Below are 21,734 nucleotides of genomic sequence, written 5' to 3'. Positions count from 1 at the left end.
TTACATCCACACAATTTACGCTACATTTCACACACCCTGATTAATCAGGCTTAACAATTGCTGTATTCGTGCACGCTTCGAAAGCAGATATTTTGGCTACGCCTCAAAAAATGAGACACTAGCAAAACAGGACGTTTGAACACAGGAAAGACATGACCCAGTTACCAACATTTACTGCCGCCCTTTTGCATCCCCGCTATTGGTTGACCTGGCTTGGCATCGGCTTTTTATGGCTTCTGGTACAGCTTCCCTACCCTGTTATTTTTCGGTTGGGTAAATTTCTGGGCCGTTTCGCACAGCTGTTTATGAAGCGTCGCGCCAGAATCGCGTACCGCAACCTTGAGCTGTGTTTTCCGCAGATGAGCGAATCAGAGCGTCACGACATGGTCGCGAAGAATTTCGAATCCGTCGGGATGGGGCTTATGGAAACCGGCATGGCGTGGTTCTGGCCGGACAAACGCATGGCTCGCTGGAGTGAGGTGACGGGAACCGGCATGGATCCGGTGCATACGCTTCAGGCCAACCAGACGGGCGTTCTGCTGATCGGCGTCCATTTTCTGACGCTGGAAATCGGGGCGCGTATGTTCGGCATGCAGGCGCCCGGCATTGGCGTTTATCGCCCTAACGATAACCCGGTCATCGATTTAATCCAGACCAACGGCCGCATGCGCTCTAACAAAAGCATGATCGACCGTAAAGATCTGAAGGGAATGATCCGCGCGCTGAAATCCGGTGAAGTGGTCTGGTATGCCCCCGACCACGACTATGGTCCACAGGCCAGCGTTTTTGTCCCTTTCTTCGCCGTTGAAGAGGCCGCGACAACCACCGGTACCTGGATGCTGGCGCGGATGTCCAAAGCCGCCATCGTGCCTTTTGTTCCCCGCCGTAAGCCGGACGGTTCGGGCTACGAGCTGATGATGCTGGAGCCGGAACTCGCACCGCCGCTTGACGATGCAGAAACCACCGCACGCTGGATGAACAGCGTTGTGGAGAAGTGCATCATGCTCGCCCCGGAGCAGTATATGTGGCTGCACCGTCGCTTTAAAACCCGGCCAAAAGGCACGCCGTCACGCTATTGATTTTCAACGTGCGGCCCTCAGGGCCGCATGCTGTTTTAGCTTTAAAAGCTCCCCCTCATTGCGGCAATCATAACCCAGGCGCATAATTAGCAGGCTTATTACTTCATGCTTCAGGTGCTCAGCACCTCATTATGCGGATTGTTATGTCACCCTCAGATGCCCCCATAAACTGGAAGCGTAACCTCACGGTTGCGTGGCTTGGCTGTTTTCTCACCGGCGCAGCGTTTAGCCTGGTCATGCCTTTCCTGCCGCTTTACGTCGAACAGCTGGGCGTGACGGGCCACAGCGCGCTCAATATGTGGTCCGGCCTGGTATTCAGCATCACGTTCCTGTTTTCCGCGATGGCCTCGCCCTTCTGGGGTGGCCTTGCCGACCGTAAGGGGCGAAAAATCATGCTGCTCCGCTCGGCACTGGGGATGGCCATCATCATGGCGCTGATGGGCGTGGCGCAAAACGTCTGGCAGTTCCTGATTTTGCGCGCGCTGCTGGGCTTGCTGGGAGGCTTTATTCCCAATGCCAACGCCCTGATTGCCACACAAATTCCTCGCCATAAGAGCGGCTGGGCGCTGGGCACGCTCTCAACCGGCGGCGTGAGCGGTGCCCTGCTGGGGCCACTGGCCGGCGGACTCCTGGCCGACAGCTATGGCCTGCGCCCGGTGTTCTTCATCACCGCCAGCGTGCTGTTCCTGTGCTTTATCATCACCCTGCTCTGTATTCGGGAAAACTTCACGCCCGTTGCGAAGAAAGAGATGCTCCACGCCAGGGAGGTGCTGACCTCGCTCAAAAATCCCAGACTGGTGCTGAGTCTGTTCGTGACGACCCTGATTATTCAGGTTGCAACCGGATCGATTGCCCCTATCCTCACGCTGTACGTTCGCGATCTGGCGGGCAACGTCAGCAATATTGCATTTATTAGCGGGCTGATCGCATCCGTGCCCGGCGTGGCGGCATTGCTCAGCGCCCCGAGGCTGGGGAAACTGGGAGACCGCGTCGGCCCGGAAAAAATTCTGATCTGTGCGTTGGTGATCTCTGTTCTGCTGCTGATCCCCATGTCGATGGTGCACTCGCCCTGGCAGCTTGGTGTTCTGCGCTTTTTACTGGGCGCCGCTGACGGCGCGTTACTGCCCGCCGTCCAGACCCTGCTGGTCTACAACTCCACAAACCAGATTGCCGGGCGTATTTTCAGCTATAACCAGTCGTTTCGCGACATCGGTAATGTCACCGGGCCGCTCCTCGGGGCTGGCATTTCCGCCAGCTTTGGTTTTCGCGCCGTCTTTATCGTGACGGCAGGCGTAGTGCTGTTTAATGCGATCTATTCGTGGTTCAGTTTATCCCGCGCGCTACGGCCGGTGGCGGAATAAGACGAACGCCTGAAGCTTATTTTCGTATTCATACTTGCAGAATCAGATATTCAGCTATTCTTTCCCTGAAACCTTCTGGAAAACAGGGAGACACCAATGACCATGTACGCCACGCTGGAAGAAGCTATTGATGCCGCTCGTGAAGAGTTCCTCGCCGACAACCCCGGCGTTGAAGAAGAAGATGCTGACGTGCAACAACTTAATATCCAAAAATACGTTCTGCAGGATGGGGATATTATGTGGCAGGCCGAATTCTTTGCCGATGAAGGTGAAGAAGGGGAATGTCTGCCGGTCCTGAGCGGTGAAGGTGCGCAGGCCGTCTTTGACGGTGACTATGATGAAATCGAACTGCGGCAGGAATGGCTGGAAGAAAACACCCTGCACGAGTGGGATGAGGGCGAATTTCAGCTCGAGCCACCACTCGATACGGAAGAAGGTCAAACCGCAGCCGATGAGTGGGACGAGCGTTAATTTACGCTACTCGTAAGGGCCGTGGCTGGCATCGATCGGCAGCAGCAGCGTGTCGAAAATTAGCGAGAATGGCAGATCCAGCACGGTGAGGTAGCGCCATGCGGAGTCACGGAGATCCCATTTCACGCCCGGGTAATACTGATTCCCGTGGCCTTGCCCTGGAATGGTGCGGCTGATGATGCTGCCGCAGCCGCTGAGCAGGCACGCCATCAGAACGACGATGATTATTCTCATGAGTAACCTCTAAAAAAATACCGGCGATTAAGCCGGTATTTTATTTGGCGGGTGGCGCTTCGCTTACCCGCCCTACTTAACCCCTTACTTCGCCTTCAACGCCAGCGGGTTCAGCTTCAGTTCTTTATAGTAGTTTACCCACGAAGAGTATCTCTCCGGAGCGGACCACACGCGGTAGTGAAGACGCGCCATCGTGACCGGGTCGCTCAACAGGACCAGACGACGGTCACGGTTGAGTTTTTCCGGGGTCTCGTTCAGCGCCTGCTCAACGTGACGATCGCGGGCAATCTCCAGCACCTGGCTGGCACGGTGGCGCGCGGTGGCCATCGCCGTTGCCAGGGCGTTGAATGACGGGTTAAACACGGCGTGCATAAAGCCGTCATCCAGCGTGCGATTGCGGTTCTGCTCGAGATAACGATCGGTGTCCACCAGCACCTGCGGCGGGGAATACTCTTCCGGGATCAGGAACAGCTTCCAGCGTTTGGTCCGCAGCCCCACCGTCGAACGGCTGGAGATCACGGAGACAAACGGCGACAGGATCAGCGAGAAGACAATCGGCGCCAGCCAGAACAGGAAGCGCAGATCCAGCCACGCCATCCCGGCCGCCCACACCAGACCCAGCAGCAGCTGAGAACCGTGGCGCATAAAGGCTTCGCTCCACGGCGTGGAGTCGTCATCACGCTGCGGTGAGTTCCAGACCACTTCCCAGCCCAGGAACGCACTGACCACGAACACGGTGTGGAACAGCATACGCACCGGTGCCAGCAGCACGGAGAACAGCACTTCCAGCAGCAGTGAAAGGGTCACGCGGAAGAAACCGCCGTACTCTTTCGAGCCTTTGCACCAGATCAGGATGATGCTGAGCAGCTTAGGCAGGAACAGCAGCACCATGGTGGAGGCAAACAACGCAATCGCCAGTTCCGGGCGCCACTGTGGCCACACCGGGAACAGCTGCCGCGGTTGCAGGAAGTATTGCGGCTCCGTCAGGGCATGCACGACCTGCAGCGCAGTGGAGAGCGCCAGGAACATAAACCACAGCGGTGCTGAGAGATAAGACATCACGCCCGTCAGGAACACTGCACGGTGAACCGGGTGCATCCCTTTCACCAGGAACAGGCGGAAGTTCATCAGGTTACCGTGACACCAGCGGCGGTCACGCTTGAGTTCGTCCAGCAGGTTCGGCGGCAGCTCTTCGTACGATCCCGGCAGGTCGTAGGCAATCCAGACGCCCCAGCCAGCACGACGCATCAGCGCCGCTTCCACGAAGTCATGCGACAGAATAGAACCGGCAAACGAACCCTCGCCCGGCAGCGGCGCCAGCGCACAGTGTTCAATGAACGGCTTCACGCGGATAATGGCGTTGTGACCCCAGTAGTGCGATTCACCCAGCTGCCAGAAGTGCAGACCCGCCGTAAACAGCGGCCCGTAAACACGGGTGGCGAACTGCTGGCAGCGCGCATAGAGCGTGTCCATACCGGAGGCTTTTGGCGAAGACTGAATGATACCCGCGTTCGGGTTGGCTTCCATCAGACGCACCAGACCGCTCAGGCAGTCACCGCTCATGACGGAGTCCGCATCCAGCACGACCATATAGCTGTACTGATTACCCCAGCGACGGCAGAAGTCATCGATGTTACCGCTTTTACGCTTCACACGACGGCGGCGACGACGGTAGAAGATCTGCCCTTCGCCCTGCACTTCCGCAATCAGCTCCATCCACGCTTTTTGTTCCGCCACGCAGATATCCGGGTTGTAACTGTCGCTCAGGATGTAAACGTCGAAATGCTCCGCGTTGCCGGTCGCCTTTACGGACTCCCAGGTGGCACGCAGGCCCGCAAACACGCGGTCAACGTCTTCGTTACAGATAGGCATAATCAGCGCGGTACGGTGCTCAGGATTGAGGGGTTCATCCCCGACCGTTGACGCCGAAATGCTGTATTTGTCACGCCCCATCAGCAGCTGCAGGAAGCCCATCAGCGCGGTCCAGAAACCAGCCGAGACCCAGCAGAAGAGAACCGCGAACAGCAAAAGGATGCCGCTCTGCAGGATGTACGGCAGCAGCTGCATGAAGGAGACCCAGAGATCCTGGCCCATCATGTCCGTCGGGTTGATAAACGCCCAGCCCTGATAAGGCAGGATGGTTTTCATATACCAGGTCGCAACGACCGTCTGCGCCAGCGTCAGCAGCAGCAGGATGTAGCGACGGATGGTCCCCACGGTACGCCATTTCTGTTCGGAAGCCTGCTCTTCTTTCGTCAGGCGTGACAGATAGCGGGGCGTCACATCACGCCCGCGCAGGCGATCCCAGAAGCGGCCCACCGGGTTGGTGCGCCATGGATCGGGAAACATTGAGGAACGCGTGGCCTTCGGCATCGCCTGAAGCTGATCGCGCCCTTCGTCGTCTTTAATCAACTGCCCTTCTGCCAGCGAGTCCGGCCAGGCCTGCTCCAGACGTGCCTTTACTGACCCCAGCGGCGTATCATCATCACGGGAAAACTGACGATGTTCACCATCCAGCGCGGTGTGAACCGCGCGGATGTCGCTCTTAGGCAGTGCCGCTTTTTCGATATCCGTCAGCGGCATGGCATCAATATATTCAGATGTATTATTCATTGGCAGGTAGCTGATAGCTCCAGGTTTCACTCAGTGGCTGATCGTTACTGACCAGCGCTGCACGCATTTCAGTGGTCTGTTTCGGATCTTTCACTTTCACGCGCAGGGTCAGACGCCAGCCTTTGGTTACCGGGTTGTAACGCACGGTATTCTCAACGATTTCACCGTTATCACCGATGCTGGCCTGAGCGGCAACGGCAGTGTCCGGCGACAGTTTCTTCATATCCTGGCCTGTGAAGTCCACGACAAAGGCCACGGTACCGTCAGGCTGACGGATAAGATTAGACTGCTTCACATCACCCGTTGAGCGGCGAGTCTGCATGACATACGCGTTATCCGGCGCATGCAGCTTATCTTCGTCGCGGCTGAAGGTGATGGTGTACTTGAAGTTCATCTCTTTACCGGCTTCCGGCAACTGATCCGGCGTCCAGTAAGCGACGATGTTATCGTTGGTTTCGTCATTGGTAGGAATTTCTACCAGCTCGACCTTACCTTTACCCCAGTCACCGTTTGGCGTGACCCAGGCGCTTGGGCGCTGGTCATAGCGGTCGTCCAGATCTTCAAAGCGGGAGAACTGACGACCACGCTGCAGCAGGCCAAAACCTTGTGGGTTTTCCATTGCGAAGCTGCTCACCGCCAGATGTTTCGGGTTGTTCAGCGGACGCCAGATCCACTCGCCGTTACCGGCGTGAATAGACAGACCGTTGGAGTCATGCAGTTCCGGGCGGAAGTTGGTGGCCGGTGACGGCTGGTTCGGCCCAAACAGGAACATACTGGTCAGCGGCGCAACGCCCAGTTTGCCCACTTTATCACGCAGGTAAACCTTAGACTGCACGTCAACCACCGTGTCACGACCCGGCATGATCACAAAGCGATAGGCACCGGTCGCACGCGGAGAATCCAGCAGCGCATATATAGTCAGACGTTTGTCCGTTGGTTTTGGACGTTCAATCCAGAACTCACGGAAACGTGGGAATTCTTCACCTGATGGCAGCGCGGTATCAATAGCCAGTCCGCGCGCAGAAAGCCCGTATACCTGCCCCGCGCCAATCACGCGGAAATAGCTTGCACCAAGCATGCTGACGATTTCGTCGTTTTTATCTTTGCTGTTGATCGGGTAAAGCACCTTAAAGCCAGCGAAGCCCAGGTCTTTCACCGTATCTTTGTCGTGTTGCACATTGCCAAAATTGAAGTAATCCGGGCTGTACTTGATCTTGCGTACCGCGGTTGCCGTCACTTCATTGATGGCAACAGGCGTGTCGAAGTACATACCCTGATGATAAAATTCAAGCTTGAACGGGGTTTTAATATTGCTCCAGTACGCTTTATCGTGATTGAACTGGATCTGCTGATAGTCCGCATACTTCATGTCGCGGAAAACGGAGGGCAAGTTACTTTTCGGCGCTTCGTAGCTCTTGCCTGCCATCGATTTTGCCTGTTTTGCGACATCGTCGATGTTAAAGGCCAGTGCCGATGAGGTATACAGTGATAACACCACTGCAGCACCTAACCAACGCATTTTCATCATCTGTGGTTTATGTTTCATAATAAGTAAGCACTTCCCCCTTTGTGTGCTTATATCGATCCGATCCATTTTAATGGAAACTCAGGCAATCCGACAACATTATCACTGCTTTGTTCAGCTGCTGGCTCATGGATTAAGCAAATGAAAGAACCCATTATTCACTTTGCGTGCTTATCCTGGAGACAGGGTGTCGGTCTTGGTGTAGGGTTGCTTTCGAATGTAACCATTATGAGTCTTAGGGATAAGACGAAAAGTCTGAGAATGCACAACGTTATATGAGCACAACACCAACAGAACGTGAATATTTCCTCGACTCGATCCGGGCATGGCTGATGCTATTGGGGATCCCTTTTCACATATCACTGATTTACTCCAGCCACACCTGGCATGTGAATAGCCAGATGCCGTCCTGGTGGCTGACGCTGTTTAATGACTTTATTCACGCCTTCCGTATGCAGGTGTTTTTTGTCATCTCCGGCTATTTCTCTTACATGCTGTTTCTGCGATACCCGCTTAAACGCTGGTGGAAAGTGCGCGTCGAGCGCGTGGGGATCCCCATGTTGACCGCGATTCCGCTGCTGACGCTGCCTCAGTTCATTATGCTGCAGTACGTCAAAGGCAAAGCGGAAAACTGGCCGAATCTGTCGCTGTATGAAAAGTACAATACGCTGGTCTGGGAGCTGGTGTCTCACCTGTGGTTCCTGCTGGTCCTGGTGGTGCTCACCACGGTGAGTCTGTTTATTTTTAGCCGCCTGCGCCACCACCTGAGTTCGACAGCCGACGCCTTTTTCGCCAACGTTACGATGGGCAAACTGTCAGTGCTCTTCTTGCTGTTGGGGATCGCTTATGCTGCCGTGCGACGGACCCTGCTTATCGTCTATTCGCCGATTTTAAGCGACGGGCTCTTTAATTTCGTGGTGATGCAGTCGCTGTTCTACATCCCGTTCTTTCTAATCGGCGCGCTGGCGTTTATTTATCCGAAGCTGAAAGCACTGTTTACCACTCCGTCACCGTGGTGTGCGATAGGTGCGGCCTTCGCGTTCGCAGCCTATCTGCTGAATCAGCGCTACGGCAGCGGCGACGCCTGGATGTACGAAACGGAAAGCGTGATCACCATGCTGCTGGGTTTGTGGATGGTGAACGTGGTATTCGCGCTCGGCCACCGCCTGCTGAACTTTAAGTCCAGCCGTGTGACCTACTTCGTCAATGCTTCGCTGTTTATTTATCTGGTGCATCACCCGTTAACGCTTTTCTTCGGGGCTTATATCACCCCGCATATCGCCTCCAACACGCTGGGGTTCTTTACCGGTCTGGTGTTTGTCGTGGGGATTGCGATCGTGCTCTATGAAATCCATCTGCGGATCCCGCTCCTGCGTTTCCTCTTTTCAGGAAAACCACAGGTAAAAGCCTCATAAACAACCGCAGCGCACTGAGTGCGCCGCGCTGTCTTCAGGTGTCCAGTTCCTGCCCGCGCTGGGTCAGCAACCGTTGATAAAGGTGGGTAGTTTCTTCGTCGAAACAGACAAAGATAACCTTCTCAGGCATCGGTTTTAGCGACAGGTAGCGGTAAACGGTTTCGACGGCGATCGTCGCGGCCGCCGCCTTAGGAAAGCCATACACACCGGTACTTATAGCCGGAAACGCCATTGTTTTATAGCCGTTGTCGGCAGCCAGCCGCAGACAGTTCCGGTACGCCTCTTCCAGAATACTCGCCTCATGCCGATCGCCACCGTGCCAGACAGGCCCTACGGCGTGAATGACCGCTCTGGCAGGCAGATCGCCCGCAAGCGTAATGACCGCATGACCGGGAGGACATTCACCCTGCTGTTGCCGCACGGTTTTGCAGGCTTCCAGCAGCTGCGGTCCGGCAGCCCGGTGGATAGCCCCGTCCACACCGCCTCCCCCCATCAGGGAGGGATTGGCCGCATTGACGATGACGTCGACGTGCATGGTCGTAATATCGCCATGAATAACTTCAATTTGCGGTTTCATAAAGCCCCTCTGCAACCCGCCTTTTTCTTAAGTGTATCGCAGGGCTGCCCGGGAGAAAAAACTATCAGAAAAAATCCTCTTCCGCACAAAGCGGAAGAGAGAGCGTTATCGATACTGTATTTCGACAACCGCGAGCGTTTTTTCAGGGTTGAGGTATTTCATGCGCAGCGATGCCAGGTTCGAATCGGACACGTGGCCATTAAGCGCCTCTTCATAGCTGACCATGCGCGTTTGCATACGATTATTATCCGGGCAGGACATGGCAAACTGTCTCTGCTGCGGCGTAACTTCACAGGGGTCGGCAACAATGGCACCGCGAAAATGAATGACGCCACCGTTCACAATGGTAGCGGAATAAACCGGGAGGCTAAAAACAGAAACGATCAGGCCCAGACCCGTCACGAGTCGAACGAAAGAGTGGTTCATTATAGGTACTCCTCAATGAAAATCGTCCTTGAGGGGTAAACGCACTTCATTATGACAAACGAAGTCTCACGTTAAGGAACATAATGACCTGGTCCCTGATATCAGCATAGCTCAACGGTACAGACCCGCCACATTCACAAGCCATTGATTCCATGAATGTTTAGATCGAACTTCCCGCTGGCGACCACTGTTGTGATAAATGAAGCGATTTTCCATCTGAGACGGTGACAACGATTTTTACCGTGTCTCCTGCGCTTATATTTAAACTCAGGCGCATTAAATCAATCGTCTGATTAGCGGGGATAAAAAGGGTATTTTGCTGTCGGGACGAACTTTGTCCCCCCTGCCCTTCCCGAACGGAAACAATCTGAACCTGACAATCACACGGCTGCGCCAGAGTGACCTGGGGAATAATGGTGGTCATATTTTCCTGCTGCGACGTTTTGAAGGTTATCTGGCTGGAAAGCGCGGCGAGGAGAATTAAGGTATTCATGATGAACTCCCGAAAAAAAACAGGGCATCAGCCCTGTTTTTTTGTAGCACAGATTTCAGTATCAGTACTGATGAGCTGTCGCGTGGTTACCGAAGCCGATCTGGGTAACGTTGACAGTAGAGTTAGAAGCAGTCTGGTCTACGAGGGCACCGTTAAAGCCGCCGGACTGGCTAACGTTCATAACAGATTTTTTACTGTTCCACTGATCAAGTGTTGCACTGTTGCCAAATCCTTTCTGGGTCAGGTTGATTTTACTGTCATCAGAACCCTGACCAACGTCAGCGCCGTTACCGCCACCTTTCTGGGTAATATTCAGCACAGAATTTCTGGCGTCTGTCTGCAGAGCAACCGCGGAGTTACCGCCACCGTCCTGATAAATATTCAGGGTTGAATTTGGGCCACTGTATCCGCCATGACCATGTCCATGACCCCAGCCGCCCTGATTAATAGAACCCGCCATAGCACTACCAGAAACTACGATTGCTGCAAGCGCTGCCACTTTGAGAAATTTCATGGTAAACCCCCATCGGATTGATTAAAGTCGTCGCGAAGGCGCTAATGTTGAATAACGTTAATCGCCATTTGCGACTGTTTCTGCACTACAACTGCGGTTTTCTGCGTACCGTACTGCGTAATATTTGCTCTATTACCCGACCCTTTCTGGATAATTTTCGCGCTATTACCGTATCCATCTTGCGTAATACCTGCATCATTCGCGTTACCGCTCTGATCGATCCAGGCAATATTGTAACCCCCTGATTGATCAACTCTCGCTCTGTTACCTGCCCCCTCCTGGGAAACAATGGACAAGAGTTTTGAACCCTCCTGGCGAACCTGAGCGTCATTGAAAACACCCTGTTGACCAATAATGGCTGCCTGATTGAGTGATGAAAGACTTAATTCGTTAACCGCAAAGTTATATTCAGGATTGGCTAAATCTGAATTCGCTGCGGTTACAAATCCAGGCGCACCCAGTAATGTAAACACCATAAATAACGATGTGTATTTCATGTTGTCACCCTGGACCTGGTTATTGAATCACGCCATAACCGTATAACTGTGTTAATTGTAAAAACGATTCGTATTGTGTTAACGCGTCGTTACGGTGAAGAGTATGTCCGCTGAAACATTTTAAATATCTCACCCGCGCGGCTTATTTTTATTTTTCAGATCACCACAAAGTCGTAATTTACATCAATAAACACTTTATTCAGGCCAGCTTATATTTTTTATTACAGGTGTTTTGCGAAAGGGTTGTACAGCGAGGCGAAGGCTGTCCACGGGTCTTGCCGGGGTGTTTAAACGTAACGGCTGAAGAACATTTTTTCTCAGTGCGTGACACGACACCTATTTTCTTAAGCCAGACCACGGCTCATTCCCGGACTTAGAACCAACCTGTAACTCATACTTAATTATCGTTTCATCAAAATAACAAATAACTTTATAAATCAAATAATTATAAATATTTGTATGATTTTTAAAATCTGTGCACCTCTATTAATATGTACAACTTTCTCATCATTTCTCGCCATTCATTACAAGCTAATTTCACAAATTAATATTGATTTTTACATTCAGTTACATGTTTAACACTTGCTTTAAACTTCGTAAAAGCTAGATTGAAATTAGATGTACGAAATTGGTTTTATATTTACCTCCCTGTGGAGGTTATGGTCTGATTCTACACACAGCAGTGCAACATCTGTCAGTACTTCTGGTGTCCTCTAATAAACAGGAGGGCAGCTGCCAGGTGCCAAAAAAAGTGGGGTTTCATCATGTATAATGAAGTCCATAGTTTACATGGTCATACATTACTGTTGATCACAAAACCTTCTTTGCAAGCGACAGCGTTATTACAACATTTAAAGCAATCTTTATCACTGAACGGGAAATTGCATAATATTCAACGTTCTTTTGATGATATTGCCCCTGGCAGCATCATTCTGTTCGATATGATGGAAGCTGATAAAAAGCTTATCCATTACTGGCAGGATATTTTAAGCAGGAAAAACAATAATATCCGCGTGCTATTGTTGAATACACCTGACGAATATCCCTTCAGAGATATTGAAAGCTGGCCGCATATCAATGGCGTGTTCTACGTCACGGAAGAAGAAGACCGGGTGGTTGAGGGCCTGCAAGGTATATTGCGCGGCGAGTGTTATTTTTCGCAAAAGCTTGCAAGCTATCTCATTACGCACTCCGGAAATTATCGCTATAACAGCTCAGAGTCAGCACTGCTCACGCACCGTGAGAAAGAGATCCTGAATAAGTTACGCATTGGTGCTTCAAATATTGAAATCGCCCGTTCGTTATTTATCAGCGAAAATACGGTAAAGACGCACCTTTATAATCTTTTCAAGAAGATAGCTGTGAAAAACCGAACTCAGGCGGTTTCGTGGGCTAACGATAACCTCAGGCGTTAATCACATGAAACGCACGTTGAGTTGGATCGCCGCAGCGAGTTTCCTGCTCGCTGCAGGGAATCTGAAGGCCGTCGAGGTCGAAGTTCCCGGATTGTTAACAGACCACACTGTCTCATCGGTCGGGCACAGTTTTTACCGGGCCTTCAGTGACAAATGGGACAGTACCTATACCGGAAATATAACAATCAACGAGCGGCCCAGTGCACGATGGGGAAGTTGGATAACAATAACGGCCAATCAGTACGTTATTTATCAAACGTTTTTATTCCCCACAAAAATGGACTTCGATAAAAACGTAGCCTTAGCACTGGCACAATCAGAAGACGCTATTAATCGCCTGCAAATAGATAAAGCCCTATTAAGCACCAGCGATTTAGCAAAAGACGAGTTCTAGCGAACCGATATGCGGAGGCTGTCATGCGTATTGCATATGCAGTTGTTTCGATAATGCTGATCACCCCCATAAGCTGGGCCGGAAACATGACGTTTCAGTTCCGTAACCCTAACTTTGGCGGTAACCCTAACAACGGTGCGTTTCTGCTGAATGAGGCTCAGGCGCAAAACTCCTATAAGGATCCAAGCTTAAAGGATTTTAGCATTGATACCCCATCCGCCCTGGACAACTTCACCCAGGCTATCCAGTCGCAGATTTTAGGCGGGTTATTGACCAACATTAATACCGGTAAACCCGGCCGGATGGTGACCAACGATTTTATCGTTGATATCGCCAACACTGATGGACAGCTTCAGCTGAACGTGACCGATCGTAAAACCGGAAGAATATCCACCATTCAGGTTTCCGGTCTTCAAAGTAATTCAACTGACTTTTAAACAATAGCTAAATAAGGACAACGATCATGCAGCGCTTCCTGATATTTGTTGCAGTGTGCTTATTGAGCGGTTGTTTAACTGCTCCACCTAAAGAAGCTGCAAAACCAACATTAATGCCTCGGGCCCAGAGTTATCGTGATTTAACACATTTACCTGCTCCAACGGGGAAAATATTTGTCTCCGTATACAACATTCAGGATGAAACCGGGCAATTCAAACCTTACCCGGCAAGTAACTTCTCCACGGCTGTGCCGCAAAGCGCCACCGCGATGCTGGTTACCGCACTCAAGGATTCGCACTGGTTTATTCCGCTGGAACGTCAGGGTCTTCAGAACCTGTTGAATGAACGGAAAATCATTCGTGCCGCACAGGAGAATGGTACCGTCGCGGCCAATAACCGCACGCCTCTGGAATCTCTGGCGGCAGCAAACGTGATGATTGAAGGATCGATTATTGGTTACGAAAGTAACGTTAAATCGGGTGGTGCGGGCGCGCGGTACTTCGGTATCGGTGCGGATACCCAATACCAGCTCGACCAAATCGCCGTTAACCTGCGTGTGGTCAACGTCAGTACAGGCGAAGTGCTCTCTTCGGTGACCACCAGCAAAACCATACTGTCCTATGAAGTTCAGGCAGGGGTATTCCGCTTCATCGATTACCAGCGTTTGCTTGAGGGTGAAATTGGTTACACCTCTAACGAGCCGGTCATGATGTGTCTGATGTCAGCCATTGAAACCGGCGTGATCTTCTTAATCAACGACGGTATTGACCGCGGGCTGTGGGATCTGCAAAACAAAGCAGACGTGCAGAACCCGATACTGGTGAAATACCGCGATATGTCAGTCCCTCCGGAATCCTGACAGGAAGCGCATAAAAAAGGCGAGATGATTATCTCGCCTTTTTTTATTCGCTCACCGCCGTGATGTTTTGCGCTTTTTCCCGCCGCGACGCCAGCCAAAGACCGCTGTTTTTCATGGCATAGCCAAACAGCAACCCCAGCGCCAGGGAAGGCACCACCAGCTTCCAGTCACCCTGCCCTGCAAAGGTGGCGCACGCTCCCATGAAGGTTCCCGGCACAAACGAAAGCAGCAGATGCTTAGCCTGAACGCACATCAGGAAGGCAACCACGCCCGTCATGACGTACCCCAGTATCTCCAGATGCGGCGCCAGCGCGCTGCCTTTCATGATCACCAGCGCCCAGATAACCCCGCTCATCAGCGTGCAGCCTGAGATGAAGAGCCCTTTGACGCCCCCCTGCGGGCAGGCGAAATAGGCCGTACAGCCAAGGAATCCGGCCCAGCTGAGCAATCCGAGAGACACGGCCACCCATCCCCAGAGTCCGGAGAGAATGCCCGTCGTTATTGCGATACAAAGTAATATGTTCATGGCGCGCATCTTAGCAGAAGCGCACCATAGAAATGCGATCAGAAGCACATTATGTGCAAATTGAAATGCGGAGTTGCAGAATTTATGTGATCTAAATCACTCTTCATTCTCTTCTTCCAGCTCATCCCACATCGCCGCGATCGCGTCGCGGGTCAGCGGTGCCAGCGTTCTCCAGAATGGCGAGGTGGCATGGGCTTCGACTTTACCCAGGAATGTGCCGACCCACGGCAGCAGGTACGTTTCGAACAAGGTTTCGATGGCTTCGTTCTCATCATCCCCGGCGTTGTCTTCGATCCAGGAGGCAGCAAGCAGCAGCGTACCGATATGATCGGCTGGCGTATCGCTTAGCGGCATACCGCGGGTGGAGAGGAAAGCTCGGACTTCCGCTTCCGTCGCCCCTTCCTGCCAGGCAGAACGGTATGGCGAAACGCGGCACTCTTCACCGACGAACAGCGCATTGTAATCGGTCGCAATCTGCTGCATGTCGCAGCTTTTTTGCAGACGCGCCAGTAAATCATCCTGTTCCAGCGGCCAGTTCTCCGCCAGTTTGCCTTCACGAATTAACGTAAAAAGCGGAACCAACAGCGGGTCTTGCGGCTGGCGATAATAGAGCGTACCCAGCACGCGGCAAAGGATGGAAAACTCGTTCATTTTTATTATTCCATTACACAATTAAAGATCGGCAAATTCGGCAATCGGCTCCATGCCGCGCGATTCGAGGAAATCGAGCATGCGGCGCGGGGTGACGTTCAGGATTTGCGCTTCCGGGAAGTTAACGTCATTCAGCACCTTCAGGCACTCGCTGAAATCGCCCAGCGTGAAGGCGGTATGGGAATCCGAACCCAGCGCCACCATGCCGCCCGCATCGCGGACGGCGGCCGCCACTTCGCGGCAGTTGGCTTCACTGCCCTTACGCGAGTGAACAAAGGAGGAGTTGTTAATCTCCAGCGCCACGCGGTGCTTCGCTGCCGCCTGCGCGACAGCCTGAATATCAATCGGGTACTTCAGGTTGCCGGGGTGGCTGATAATGTGCACATTGCCGCTGGCAATGGTGGCAATCATCGCCGCGGTGTTGGTCTCTTTATCCTGAGGTGCAAAAACCGGCTCGTGGAAACCGGCGAGGATAAGGTCCAGAGACGTCAGCATCGGGCCGGTGCAGTCGATCTCACCGTCGGTATTTTTGATGTTCGCCTCGATGCCGCGCAGTATCCCAATGCCGTCCACCAGACGTGGCCAGATCCGCATATTCACAAAATGCCAGTAGTGCGGCGCATCCGCCATGTCCGGGCCATGATCGGTGATTGCGAACAGCTTAATCCCCTTAAGCTTCGCCTGGGCGATATAATCATGGAGGTTGCTATACGCGTGGGTACTGGCGACGGTGTGCATATGCAGGTCAACGGGATACATCTCTCTCTCCTCTGCGGTTTTTCCAAAGGATAGCAGTTATCAGCGGCGAATATTAGCAAAAACCCGGCGAACGCCGGGTTTCTCTCAGTAGCCGCGCTGTCTGTCGACCTGGCCGGTGACCGCGTTACCCTTCTCCATTTCCCTGATGGTATGGGATATGTACGCCACCGCTTCTGCCGGACGCGTCACGGCGGCCACGTGCGGGGTCATCGCCACACGCGGATGTGCCCACAGCGGGCTTTCCACCGGCAGCGGCTCACGGCTATAGACATCCAGCATGGCGCCTTTTAGCTTTCCGCTGTCCAGCGCCTTCAGCAAATCGGACTCGACCAGATGCACCCCGCGCGCCAGATTCATCAGGTAGCTCTCATCGGCTAACTGGTTGAGCAAGTCTTCATTGATGATACCGACCGTTTCCGCCGTATTGGGCAGCAGGTTGATCAGCACGCGTGTGCCGTTCAGAAAGGCCGGGAGTTCATCCGTGCCGGCAAAGCTCTCGACACCCGGATAATCTTTGCGGCTGCGGCTCCAGCAGCGCAGCGGAAAGCCCCACGGTGCGAGGGCTTCAGCCACCTTTGAGCCCAGCACCCCCGCCCCGAGGATGCCGATGGTAAAGTCTTCACGACGGTAATCCGGCAGCGGCTCCCAGTGGGCCTGCTGTTTAAATGCCTGATAGTCATCGAAGCGGCGAAACCAGTGCAGCACCTGGCTGACGGCATATTCCTGCATCTGCTGCCCCATTCCGGTATCTTCCAGGCGGAACAGGGGAATCGCTTCCGGCAGCATGTCAGGGTGCGCCTTCAGCTTGCTCAGAATGGAATCCACGCCCGCCCCAAGGGCAAAAACGGCCTTCAGTTTACGGCCCTGGAGCATTTCTACCGGCGGATGCCAGACCAGCGCATAGTCAGCATGTTCGTTATCTCCACGCTTCCACTCGCGAACGCGTGCGCCGGGTAATGCCGCCGTGAGCGCCTCGATCCAGTAGGCCGTATCAAACGTGGGGTGATAGAAAAGTATATCCATAGTCATTCCTGCCTTTTATTGCGCTGATTTATTTTGTTTTTTAACGAGGTTGTCAGCATAACAAATTTATTGCACGGCTGTGTTGTTGATAAAAAAGACGCTTTCAGCACATTTAAGAATCATGTTGTCTGAAGTTTGTCTAAACGCGCTAAATTACTGAAAAAGTGAGTTGACGGCAGTTCGGCTTTTCCTTACATTAGCGCCCGTCCCGTCAACAACGGGATGACAATATGGTGAGGTGTCCGAGTGGCTGAAGGAGCACGCCTGGAAAGTGTGTATACGGCAACGTATCGGGGGTTCGAATCCCCCCCTCACCGCCATCTTTAAAGAAGAGCTCGCATGAAAATGCGGGCTTTTTTTTCGCATATTGCACGCATGCAGGGGGGATTCGAACCTTGAAACTCCCTGCGCTCTTTATGTCGGGTGGCGCTGCGCTTACCCGACCTACAAAAAGCTACTCCTCCACCATCTTCGCATACTCTTCAGTCAGAAAATCCACCAGCGTCCTGACCGACGGCAGCATGCCGCGCCGCGAAGGATAAACCGCGTGAATCACTTCCCGTCGGGGTTCCCACGCGTCCAGCACCCGTACCAGTTCCCCTGACGCAAGCTGATCCTTCACCATCAATATCGGCAACTGTACAACGCCCACGCCCGCCATCGCTGCTTCCCGCAGTGCCAGCATGTCGGTGGTAATAAAGCGCGGTGCGTAGTGGATCTCCGCTTTCGCCCCTTCTGGACCACTGAGCTCCCATTTATGCACCTGTTTACCGGCCCCCATACTTAATCCAGGCCATTCACTGAGCTCGGAAGGCATTCGCGGTTTACCCATACGTTCAATCAACTGCGGACTTGCCACCAGGCAATGCCCCCTGTCAGCCAGCACCCTTAACACCAGATCGCTGTCATCAAACGGACGCGGACGCACGCGGATAGCCACATCAATACCTTCGCCAACAAGATCGACCCGACGATTGGTGGCCTCAAGCTGGAGATTAATCCCGGGGTAGCGCGCCATAAACCGCGCCAGCATCGGTCCCACGTGGACGTGCAGTAACGTGACGGGACAGGTGATCCTGACGACGCCGCGCGGCTCAGCCTGCAGCGCAGCAACGGCCTCCTCTGCCGCTTCTGCTTCTATCAGCATTGCCTTACAGTGCTGATAGAAAGTGTGCCCCACTTCCGTCACCGTAAACTGCCGCGTCGTGCGCTGTATCAACCGTACGCCGAGACGCTCTTCCAGCTGCGCAATCCTGCGGCTCAGTTTGGACTTGGGTTGGTCAAGCGCCCTTCCCGCCGCCGCAAACCCCCCGTACTCCACAACCTTCACAAACCAGACGAAGTCATTGAGATCCTGCATAAATCCTCATCGTTCTATTTTCAGAACAGTGAATGCCATTTTCACTATCTACCGGGATATTAACCCTGAATATAAGCTAATTACATCAACAGAACATCAGGAATTAATCATGAAAAACATCACTGGCGTTTATACCGCTCCACGTCAGCACTGGGTGGGCGATGGTTTCCCGGTCCGTTCAATGTTCTCTTATCAAACCCACGGCGAGCCACTCAGCCCGTTCCTGCTGCTGGACTACGCGGGTCCATACACCTTTCCGGCAGATGGTGCGAAACGCGGCGTCGGCCAACACCCTCACCGGGGTTTTGAGACGGTCACTATCGTCTATGCCGGAGAAGTGGAGCATCGCGACTCCACGGGGAAAGGCGGTGTGATTGGGCCCGGCGACGTGCAGTGGATGACCGCAGGCGCAGGCATTTTGCACGAGGAGTTCCACTCCAGCGCGTTCTCGCAGAAAGGCGGGGAACTCAAAATGATGCAGCTTTGGGTCAACCTACCGGCGAAAGACAAGATGGCCGCACCGGGCTACCAGAGCATCACGAAAGCCGACATCCCGGTGGTGACGCTGCCTGACAGTGGTGGAACGCTGCGGGTTATTGCCGGTCGCTACGACACGGTGACCGGCCCGGCGCACACCTTCTCGCCGCTCAACGTCTGGGACATCGCGCTGAACCAGGGAAGCCATCTGACGCTCGCTCAGCCGGAAGGCTGGAGCACGGCGCTGGTCGTGCTTGAAGGCAGTATCACGGTAAACGGTACCGCTCAGGCGGGTGAAGCCCAGCTGGTCGTGTTAAGTCAGGAAGGCGACAAACTGCACCTGGAAGCGAACAGCGACGCAAAAGTGCTGCTGATGGCCGGTGAGCCGCTGAATGAACCGATCGTGGGCTATGGCCCGTTTGTGATGAACAGTAAAACCGAAATCAACGAAGCCATTCGTGATTTCAATTCCGGCCGCTTCGGCCAGATCTGAACGTAATAAAGGAGAAGAAGATGTCTACACCTGCGAATTTTAACGGAACCCGTCCGGCCATCGATGTAAACGATGCGGTGATGTTGCTTATCGATCACCAGAGCGGTCTGTTCCAGACCGTTGGGGATATGCCAATGCCAGAACTGCGTGCCCGTGCGGCAGCGCTGGCAAAAATCGCAACCCTGGCGAAGATTCCGGTGATCACCACCGCGTCCGTCCCACAAGGACCAAACGGACCGCTTATCCCGGAGATCCACGCCAACGCGCCGCATGCGCAATATGTTGCCCGTAAAGGCGAAATCAACGCCTGGGATAACCCGGAGTTCGTGGCAGCGGTAAAAGCCACCGGGCGTAAGACGTTGATCATTGCGGGCACCATCACCAGCGTCTGCATGGCCTTCCCGTCAATCAGCGCGGTGGCGGACGGGTATAAAGTGTTTGCGGTGATTGATGCCTCCGGCACCTACAGCAAAATGGCGCAGGAGATCACGCTGGCGCGCGTGGTGCAGGCCGGTGTGGTCCCGATGGATACGGCGGCGGTGGCCTCTGAGATCCAGCGTACATGGAACCGTGAAGATGCAGCGGAGTGGGCGGAAGTGTACACCCACATCTTCCCGGCTTATCAGCTGCTGATCGAAAGCTACAGCAAAGCGCAGGAAGTGGTTAAAAACAGCGAAGTGCTCGATTCACAGCGTTAATCCCCTGCTCCACGGCGTAAAAACCGTGGAGCTGATTATTGCTTAACCGAACAGGCACTAAAGCTGAAAATCTGCTTGACCGTGTCAGCGCAACTCCCTATAGTAGCGCCCCGTTGCCCCCCAAGCGGTCAGGCAGCAAAACAATATGGTGAGGTGTCCGAGTGGCTGAAGGAGCACGCCTGGAAAGTGTGTATACGGCAACGTATCGGGGGTTCGAATCCCCCCCTCACCGCCATATTTAAAGAAGAGCTCGCATGAAAATGCGGGCTTTTTTTTCGCATATTGCACGCATGGAGTATTGTAGGTCGGGTAAGCGCAGCGCCACCCGACGACATGCCCGCAAAAAAAACAAAGCCCGGTTTCCCGGGCCTTGAACGCAACAGCACACTCAGTAATACGCTTGCAGCGTGCGCTGGCAGAGCGCCGAGCGCACGCAGTCATCTTTGGTGAAGCGTACCACCCCAATCATCTCATCTTCCTCAAAACGTGACATGGCGTCGCTCAGTCCGGATTTCACGCCGGACGGCAGGTCACACTGGGTAATATCGCCGTTAACGATAACCGTCACGTTCTCCCCGAGGCGCGTTAAAAACATCTTCATTTGCGCAGCGGTCACGTTCTGAGCCTCGTCAAGAATGACGACCGCATTTTCAAATGTACGTCCGCGCATATAGGCGAACGGCGCGATTTCCACCTTGCCAATCTCTGGCCGCAGGCAGTACTGCATAAAGGATGCACCCAGCCGCTTCACCAGCACGTCATAGACGGGCCTGAAGTACGGGGCAAACTTCTCCGAAATATCACCGGGCAAGAAGCCGAGATCTTCATCAGCCTGCAGTACCGGACGGGTAACAATGATTCTCTCCACGTCCTTATGGATCAGCGCTTCCGCCGCTTTGGCTGCACTGATCCAGGTTTTCCCGCATCCGGCTTCACCGGTTGCAAAGATGAGCTGTTTACTCTCGATAGCATTCAGGTAGTGCGCCTGAGCCTCATTGCGCGCCACAATTGGAGAATTATCACGGCTGTCACGGGCCATGCCAATTGCTTCTACGCCACTCATCTGCACAAGCGAGGTGACCGATTCTTCTTCACGCTGTTTATGGCTACGTGAATCCCGTCTCAGCACACGTTTTGCTTCGCGACGAGCTTTGATCACTGCTTTTTGTCTTCCCATGGATAGCACCTTGAGTTGTTGGTATTCATCACACGCGCCAGCGTCGGCACGATTATGCGCACGAACATCAGAGGGTTGGCTTCCTTGTAAGCCATTGCTTGCACTATCGGATGACGATACGGAACAGCTACGCGCACCGTTCTGCACGTCGGTCGAATCAGATTCTTGAGGAAGGGGGGAAAATTTAGTGGTGAGGAAATCGCTGCCGGAGTCTGAGCCTCCGCGCCGGGTGCTGCGGTTGTTATGTTTACCTTGTCCA

At 53.5% G+C, this 21,734-nt stretch carries 24 protein-coding genes and 2 tRNA genes; 12 read left to right on the top strand and 14 right to left on the bottom strand.

What is annotated here, in order from left to right; all coding sequences use genetic code 11:
• The first annotated feature begins 152 nt into the window (after positions 1-152).
• The 3 genes from ABFV38_RS08245 to ABFV38_RS08235 all read left to right on the top strand — a co-directional run bounded on the left by ABFV38_RS08245 (position 153) and on the right by ABFV38_RS08235 (position 2,911).
• Entirely contained in the window at positions 153-1,079 is a 927-nt protein-coding gene (locus tag ABFV38_RS08245; RefSeq protein WP_045910183.1) for a Kdo(2)-lipid IV(A) acyltransferase, read from the top strand.
• A 143-nt stretch (positions 1,080-1,222) separates the two neighbouring features.
• A complete protein-coding gene (gene mdtG / locus ABFV38_RS08240) occupies positions 1,223-2,440 on the top strand; it encodes a multidrug efflux MFS transporter MdtG (RefSeq protein WP_348959085.1) in 1,218 nt (405 codons plus the stop codon).
• 96 nt (positions 2,441-2,536) lie between these two features.
• Positions 2,537-2,911, top strand: a complete 375-nt coding sequence (locus ABFV38_RS08235; protein WP_008500834.1) for a MysB family protein — start codon at positions 2,537-2,539, stop codon at positions 2,909-2,911.
• Between the two features lie 6 nt (positions 2,912-2,917).
• Here ABFV38_RS08235 and ABFV38_RS08230 read toward each other — a convergent pair whose 3' ends face one another.
• From ABFV38_RS08230 to mdoG, 3 genes are all read right to left on the bottom strand, one after another.
• Positions 2,918-3,145, bottom strand: a complete 228-nt coding sequence (locus ABFV38_RS08230) for a YceK/YidQ family lipoprotein (RefSeq protein ID WP_008500835.1) — start codon at positions 3,143-3,145, stop codon at positions 2,918-2,920.
• An 84-nt stretch (positions 3,146-3,229) separates the two neighbouring features.
• On the bottom strand, positions 3,230-5,758 hold the full coding sequence (gene mdoH, locus ABFV38_RS08225; RefSeq protein WP_045908288.1) for a glucans biosynthesis glucosyltransferase MdoH: 2,529 nt from the start codon (positions 5,756-5,758) through the stop codon (positions 3,230-3,232).
• Positions 5,751-7,304, bottom strand: a complete 1,554-nt coding sequence (gene mdoG / locus ABFV38_RS08220; RefSeq protein WP_021240787.1) for a glucans biosynthesis protein MdoG — start codon at positions 7,302-7,304, stop codon at positions 5,751-5,753. The genes mdoH and mdoG overlap by 8 nt, the downstream gene beginning before the upstream one ends.
• A 254-nt stretch (positions 7,305-7,558) precedes the next feature.
• On the opposite strand from mdoG, the gene mdoC reads away from it, so the two are divergent.
• Positions 7,559-8,698, top strand: coding sequence for a glucans biosynthesis protein MdoC (gene mdoC, locus ABFV38_RS08215; protein WP_048027372.1), 1,140 nt, complete (start codon positions 7,559-7,561; stop codon positions 8,696-8,698).
• 34 nt (positions 8,699-8,732) lie between these two features.
• On the opposite strand, the gene ymdB is transcribed toward mdoC, so the two are convergent.
• The 5 genes from ymdB to csgB all read right to left on the bottom strand — a co-directional run bounded on the left by ymdB (position 8,733) and on the right by csgB (position 11,205).
• The gene (ymdB, locus tag ABFV38_RS08210; RefSeq protein WP_348959082.1) at positions 8,733-9,275 is read right to left on the bottom strand and encodes an O-acetyl-ADP-ribose deacetylase; all 543 of its coding nucleotides are present in this window, start codon (positions 9,273-9,275) and stop codon (positions 8,733-8,735) included.
• Between the two features lie 105 nt (positions 9,276-9,380).
• Positions 9,381-9,701, bottom strand: a complete 321-nt coding sequence (locus ABFV38_RS08205) for a type 1 fimbrial protein (RefSeq protein ID WP_348959081.1) — start codon at positions 9,699-9,701, stop codon at positions 9,381-9,383.
• Between the two features lie 160 nt (positions 9,702-9,861).
• On the bottom strand, positions 9,862-10,194 hold the full coding sequence (csgC, locus tag ABFV38_RS08200; protein WP_235404203.1) for a curli assembly chaperone CsgC: 333 nt from the start codon (positions 10,192-10,194) through the stop codon (positions 9,862-9,864).
• Between the two features lie 61 nt (positions 10,195-10,255).
• Complete coding sequence (csgA, locus tag ABFV38_RS08195) at positions 10,256-10,708, bottom strand: curli major subunit CsgA (protein ID WP_008500842.1); 453 nt, start codon at positions 10,706-10,708, stop codon at positions 10,256-10,258.
• Between the two features lie 41 nt (positions 10,709-10,749).
• Positions 10,750-11,205 carry a curli minor subunit CsgB gene (csgB, locus tag ABFV38_RS08190; RefSeq protein ID WP_348959079.1) on the bottom strand — a complete coding sequence of 152 codons (456 nt, stop codon included), beginning with the start codon at positions 11,203-11,205 and terminating at the stop codon, positions 10,750-10,752.
• A gap of 764 nt (positions 11,206-11,969) precedes the next feature.
• Between csgB and csgD the strand changes: the two genes are divergently transcribed.
• Genes csgD through csgG form a run of 4 tightly spaced genes read left to right on the top strand, consistent with a single transcriptional unit; the run spans position 11,970 to position 14,311 of the window.
• A complete protein-coding gene (gene csgD / locus ABFV38_RS08185) occupies positions 11,970-12,620 on the top strand; it encodes a biofilm master transcriptional regulator CsgD (protein ID WP_021240790.1) in 651 nt (216 codons plus the stop codon).
• Between the two features lie 4 nt (positions 12,621-12,624).
• The gene (gene csgE / locus ABFV38_RS08180) at positions 12,625-13,014 is read left to right on the top strand and encodes a curli production assembly/transport protein CsgE (protein ID WP_008500845.1); all 390 of its coding nucleotides are present in this window, start codon (positions 12,625-12,627) and stop codon (positions 13,012-13,014) included.
• 23 nt (positions 13,015-13,037) lie between these two features.
• Positions 13,038-13,451, top strand: a complete 414-nt coding sequence (csgF, locus tag ABFV38_RS08175) for a curli production assembly/transport protein CsgF (protein ID WP_023311106.1) — start codon at positions 13,038-13,040, stop codon at positions 13,449-13,451.
• 26 nt (positions 13,452-13,477) lie between these two features.
• Positions 13,478-14,311, top strand: coding sequence for a curli production assembly/transport protein CsgG (gene csgG / locus ABFV38_RS08170; protein ID WP_045357119.1), 834 nt, complete (start codon positions 13,478-13,480; stop codon positions 14,309-14,311).
• A 43-nt stretch (positions 14,312-14,354) separates the two neighbouring features.
• Here csgG and ABFV38_RS08165 read toward each other — a convergent pair whose 3' ends face one another.
• The 4 genes from ABFV38_RS08165 to ghrA all read right to left on the bottom strand — a co-directional run bounded on the left by ABFV38_RS08165 (position 14,355) and on the right by ghrA (position 17,270).
• Complete coding sequence (locus ABFV38_RS08165; RefSeq protein WP_139125294.1) at positions 14,355-14,837, bottom strand: DUF1097 domain-containing protein; 483 nt, start codon at positions 14,835-14,837, stop codon at positions 14,355-14,357.
• A 96-nt stretch (positions 14,838-14,933) separates the two neighbouring features.
• Positions 14,934-15,488: a molecular chaperone gene (locus ABFV38_RS08160; protein WP_045908295.1), complete on the bottom strand. Its 555-nt coding sequence runs from the start codon at positions 15,486-15,488 to the stop codon at positions 14,934-14,936.
• A 21-nt stretch (positions 15,489-15,509) separates the two neighbouring features.
• Positions 15,510-16,247: a phosphatase gene (locus ABFV38_RS08155; RefSeq protein ID WP_348959078.1), complete on the bottom strand. Its 738-nt coding sequence runs from the start codon at positions 16,245-16,247 to the stop codon at positions 15,510-15,512.
• Between the two features lie 84 nt (positions 16,248-16,331).
• Positions 16,332-17,270 carry a glyoxylate/hydroxypyruvate reductase GhrA gene (ghrA, locus tag ABFV38_RS08150; RefSeq protein WP_235404209.1) on the bottom strand — a complete coding sequence of 313 codons (939 nt, stop codon included), beginning with the start codon at positions 17,268-17,270 and terminating at the stop codon, positions 16,332-16,334.
• A 232-nt stretch (positions 17,271-17,502) separates the two neighbouring features.
• Between ghrA and ABFV38_RS08145 the strand changes: the two genes are divergently transcribed.
• Positions 17,503-17,590: transfer RNA gene (locus ABFV38_RS08145), tRNA-Ser, on the top strand.
• Positions 17,591-17,724: 134 nt separating this feature from the next.
• On the opposite strand, the gene ABFV38_RS08140 is transcribed toward ABFV38_RS08145, so the two are convergent.
• Positions 17,725-18,630: a LysR family transcriptional regulator gene (locus ABFV38_RS08140; protein WP_025912992.1), complete on the bottom strand. Its 906-nt coding sequence runs from the start codon at positions 18,628-18,630 to the stop codon at positions 17,725-17,727.
• A 109-nt stretch (positions 18,631-18,739) separates the two neighbouring features.
• Between ABFV38_RS08140 and ABFV38_RS08135 the strand changes: the two genes are divergently transcribed.
• The 3 genes from ABFV38_RS08135 (at position 18,740) to ABFV38_RS08125 (ending at position 20,533) form a co-directional block, all read left to right on the top strand.
• Entirely contained in the window at positions 18,740-19,600 is an 861-nt protein-coding gene (locus ABFV38_RS08135; protein ID WP_348959077.1) for a pirin family protein, read from the top strand.
• Between the two features lie 20 nt (positions 19,601-19,620).
• Entirely contained in the window at positions 19,621-20,298 is a 678-nt protein-coding gene (locus ABFV38_RS08130) for an isochorismatase family protein (protein ID WP_048027360.1), read from the top strand.
• A gap of 147 nt (positions 20,299-20,445) precedes the next feature.
• Positions 20,446-20,533: transfer RNA gene (locus tag ABFV38_RS08125), tRNA-Ser, on the top strand.
• A 153-nt stretch (positions 20,534-20,686) separates the two neighbouring features.
• Here ABFV38_RS08125 and phoH read toward each other — a convergent pair.
• Positions 20,687-21,475 carry a phosphate starvation-inducible protein PhoH gene (gene phoH, locus ABFV38_RS08120; RefSeq protein WP_008503509.1) on the bottom strand — a complete coding sequence of 263 codons (789 nt, stop codon included), beginning with the start codon at positions 21,473-21,475 and terminating at the stop codon, positions 20,687-20,689.
• Positions 21,476-21,734: the final 259 nt, after the last annotated feature.

The organism is Enterobacter cloacae complex sp. Mu1197 (assembly GCF_040059225.1).
Classification (GTDB): Bacteria; Pseudomonadota; Gammaproteobacteria; order Enterobacterales; family Enterobacteriaceae; genus Enterobacter; species Enterobacter quasiroggenkampii.
Note: the sequence above shows the minus strand (reverse complement) of the source record. Positions and strands in the feature narration are given on the sequence as shown.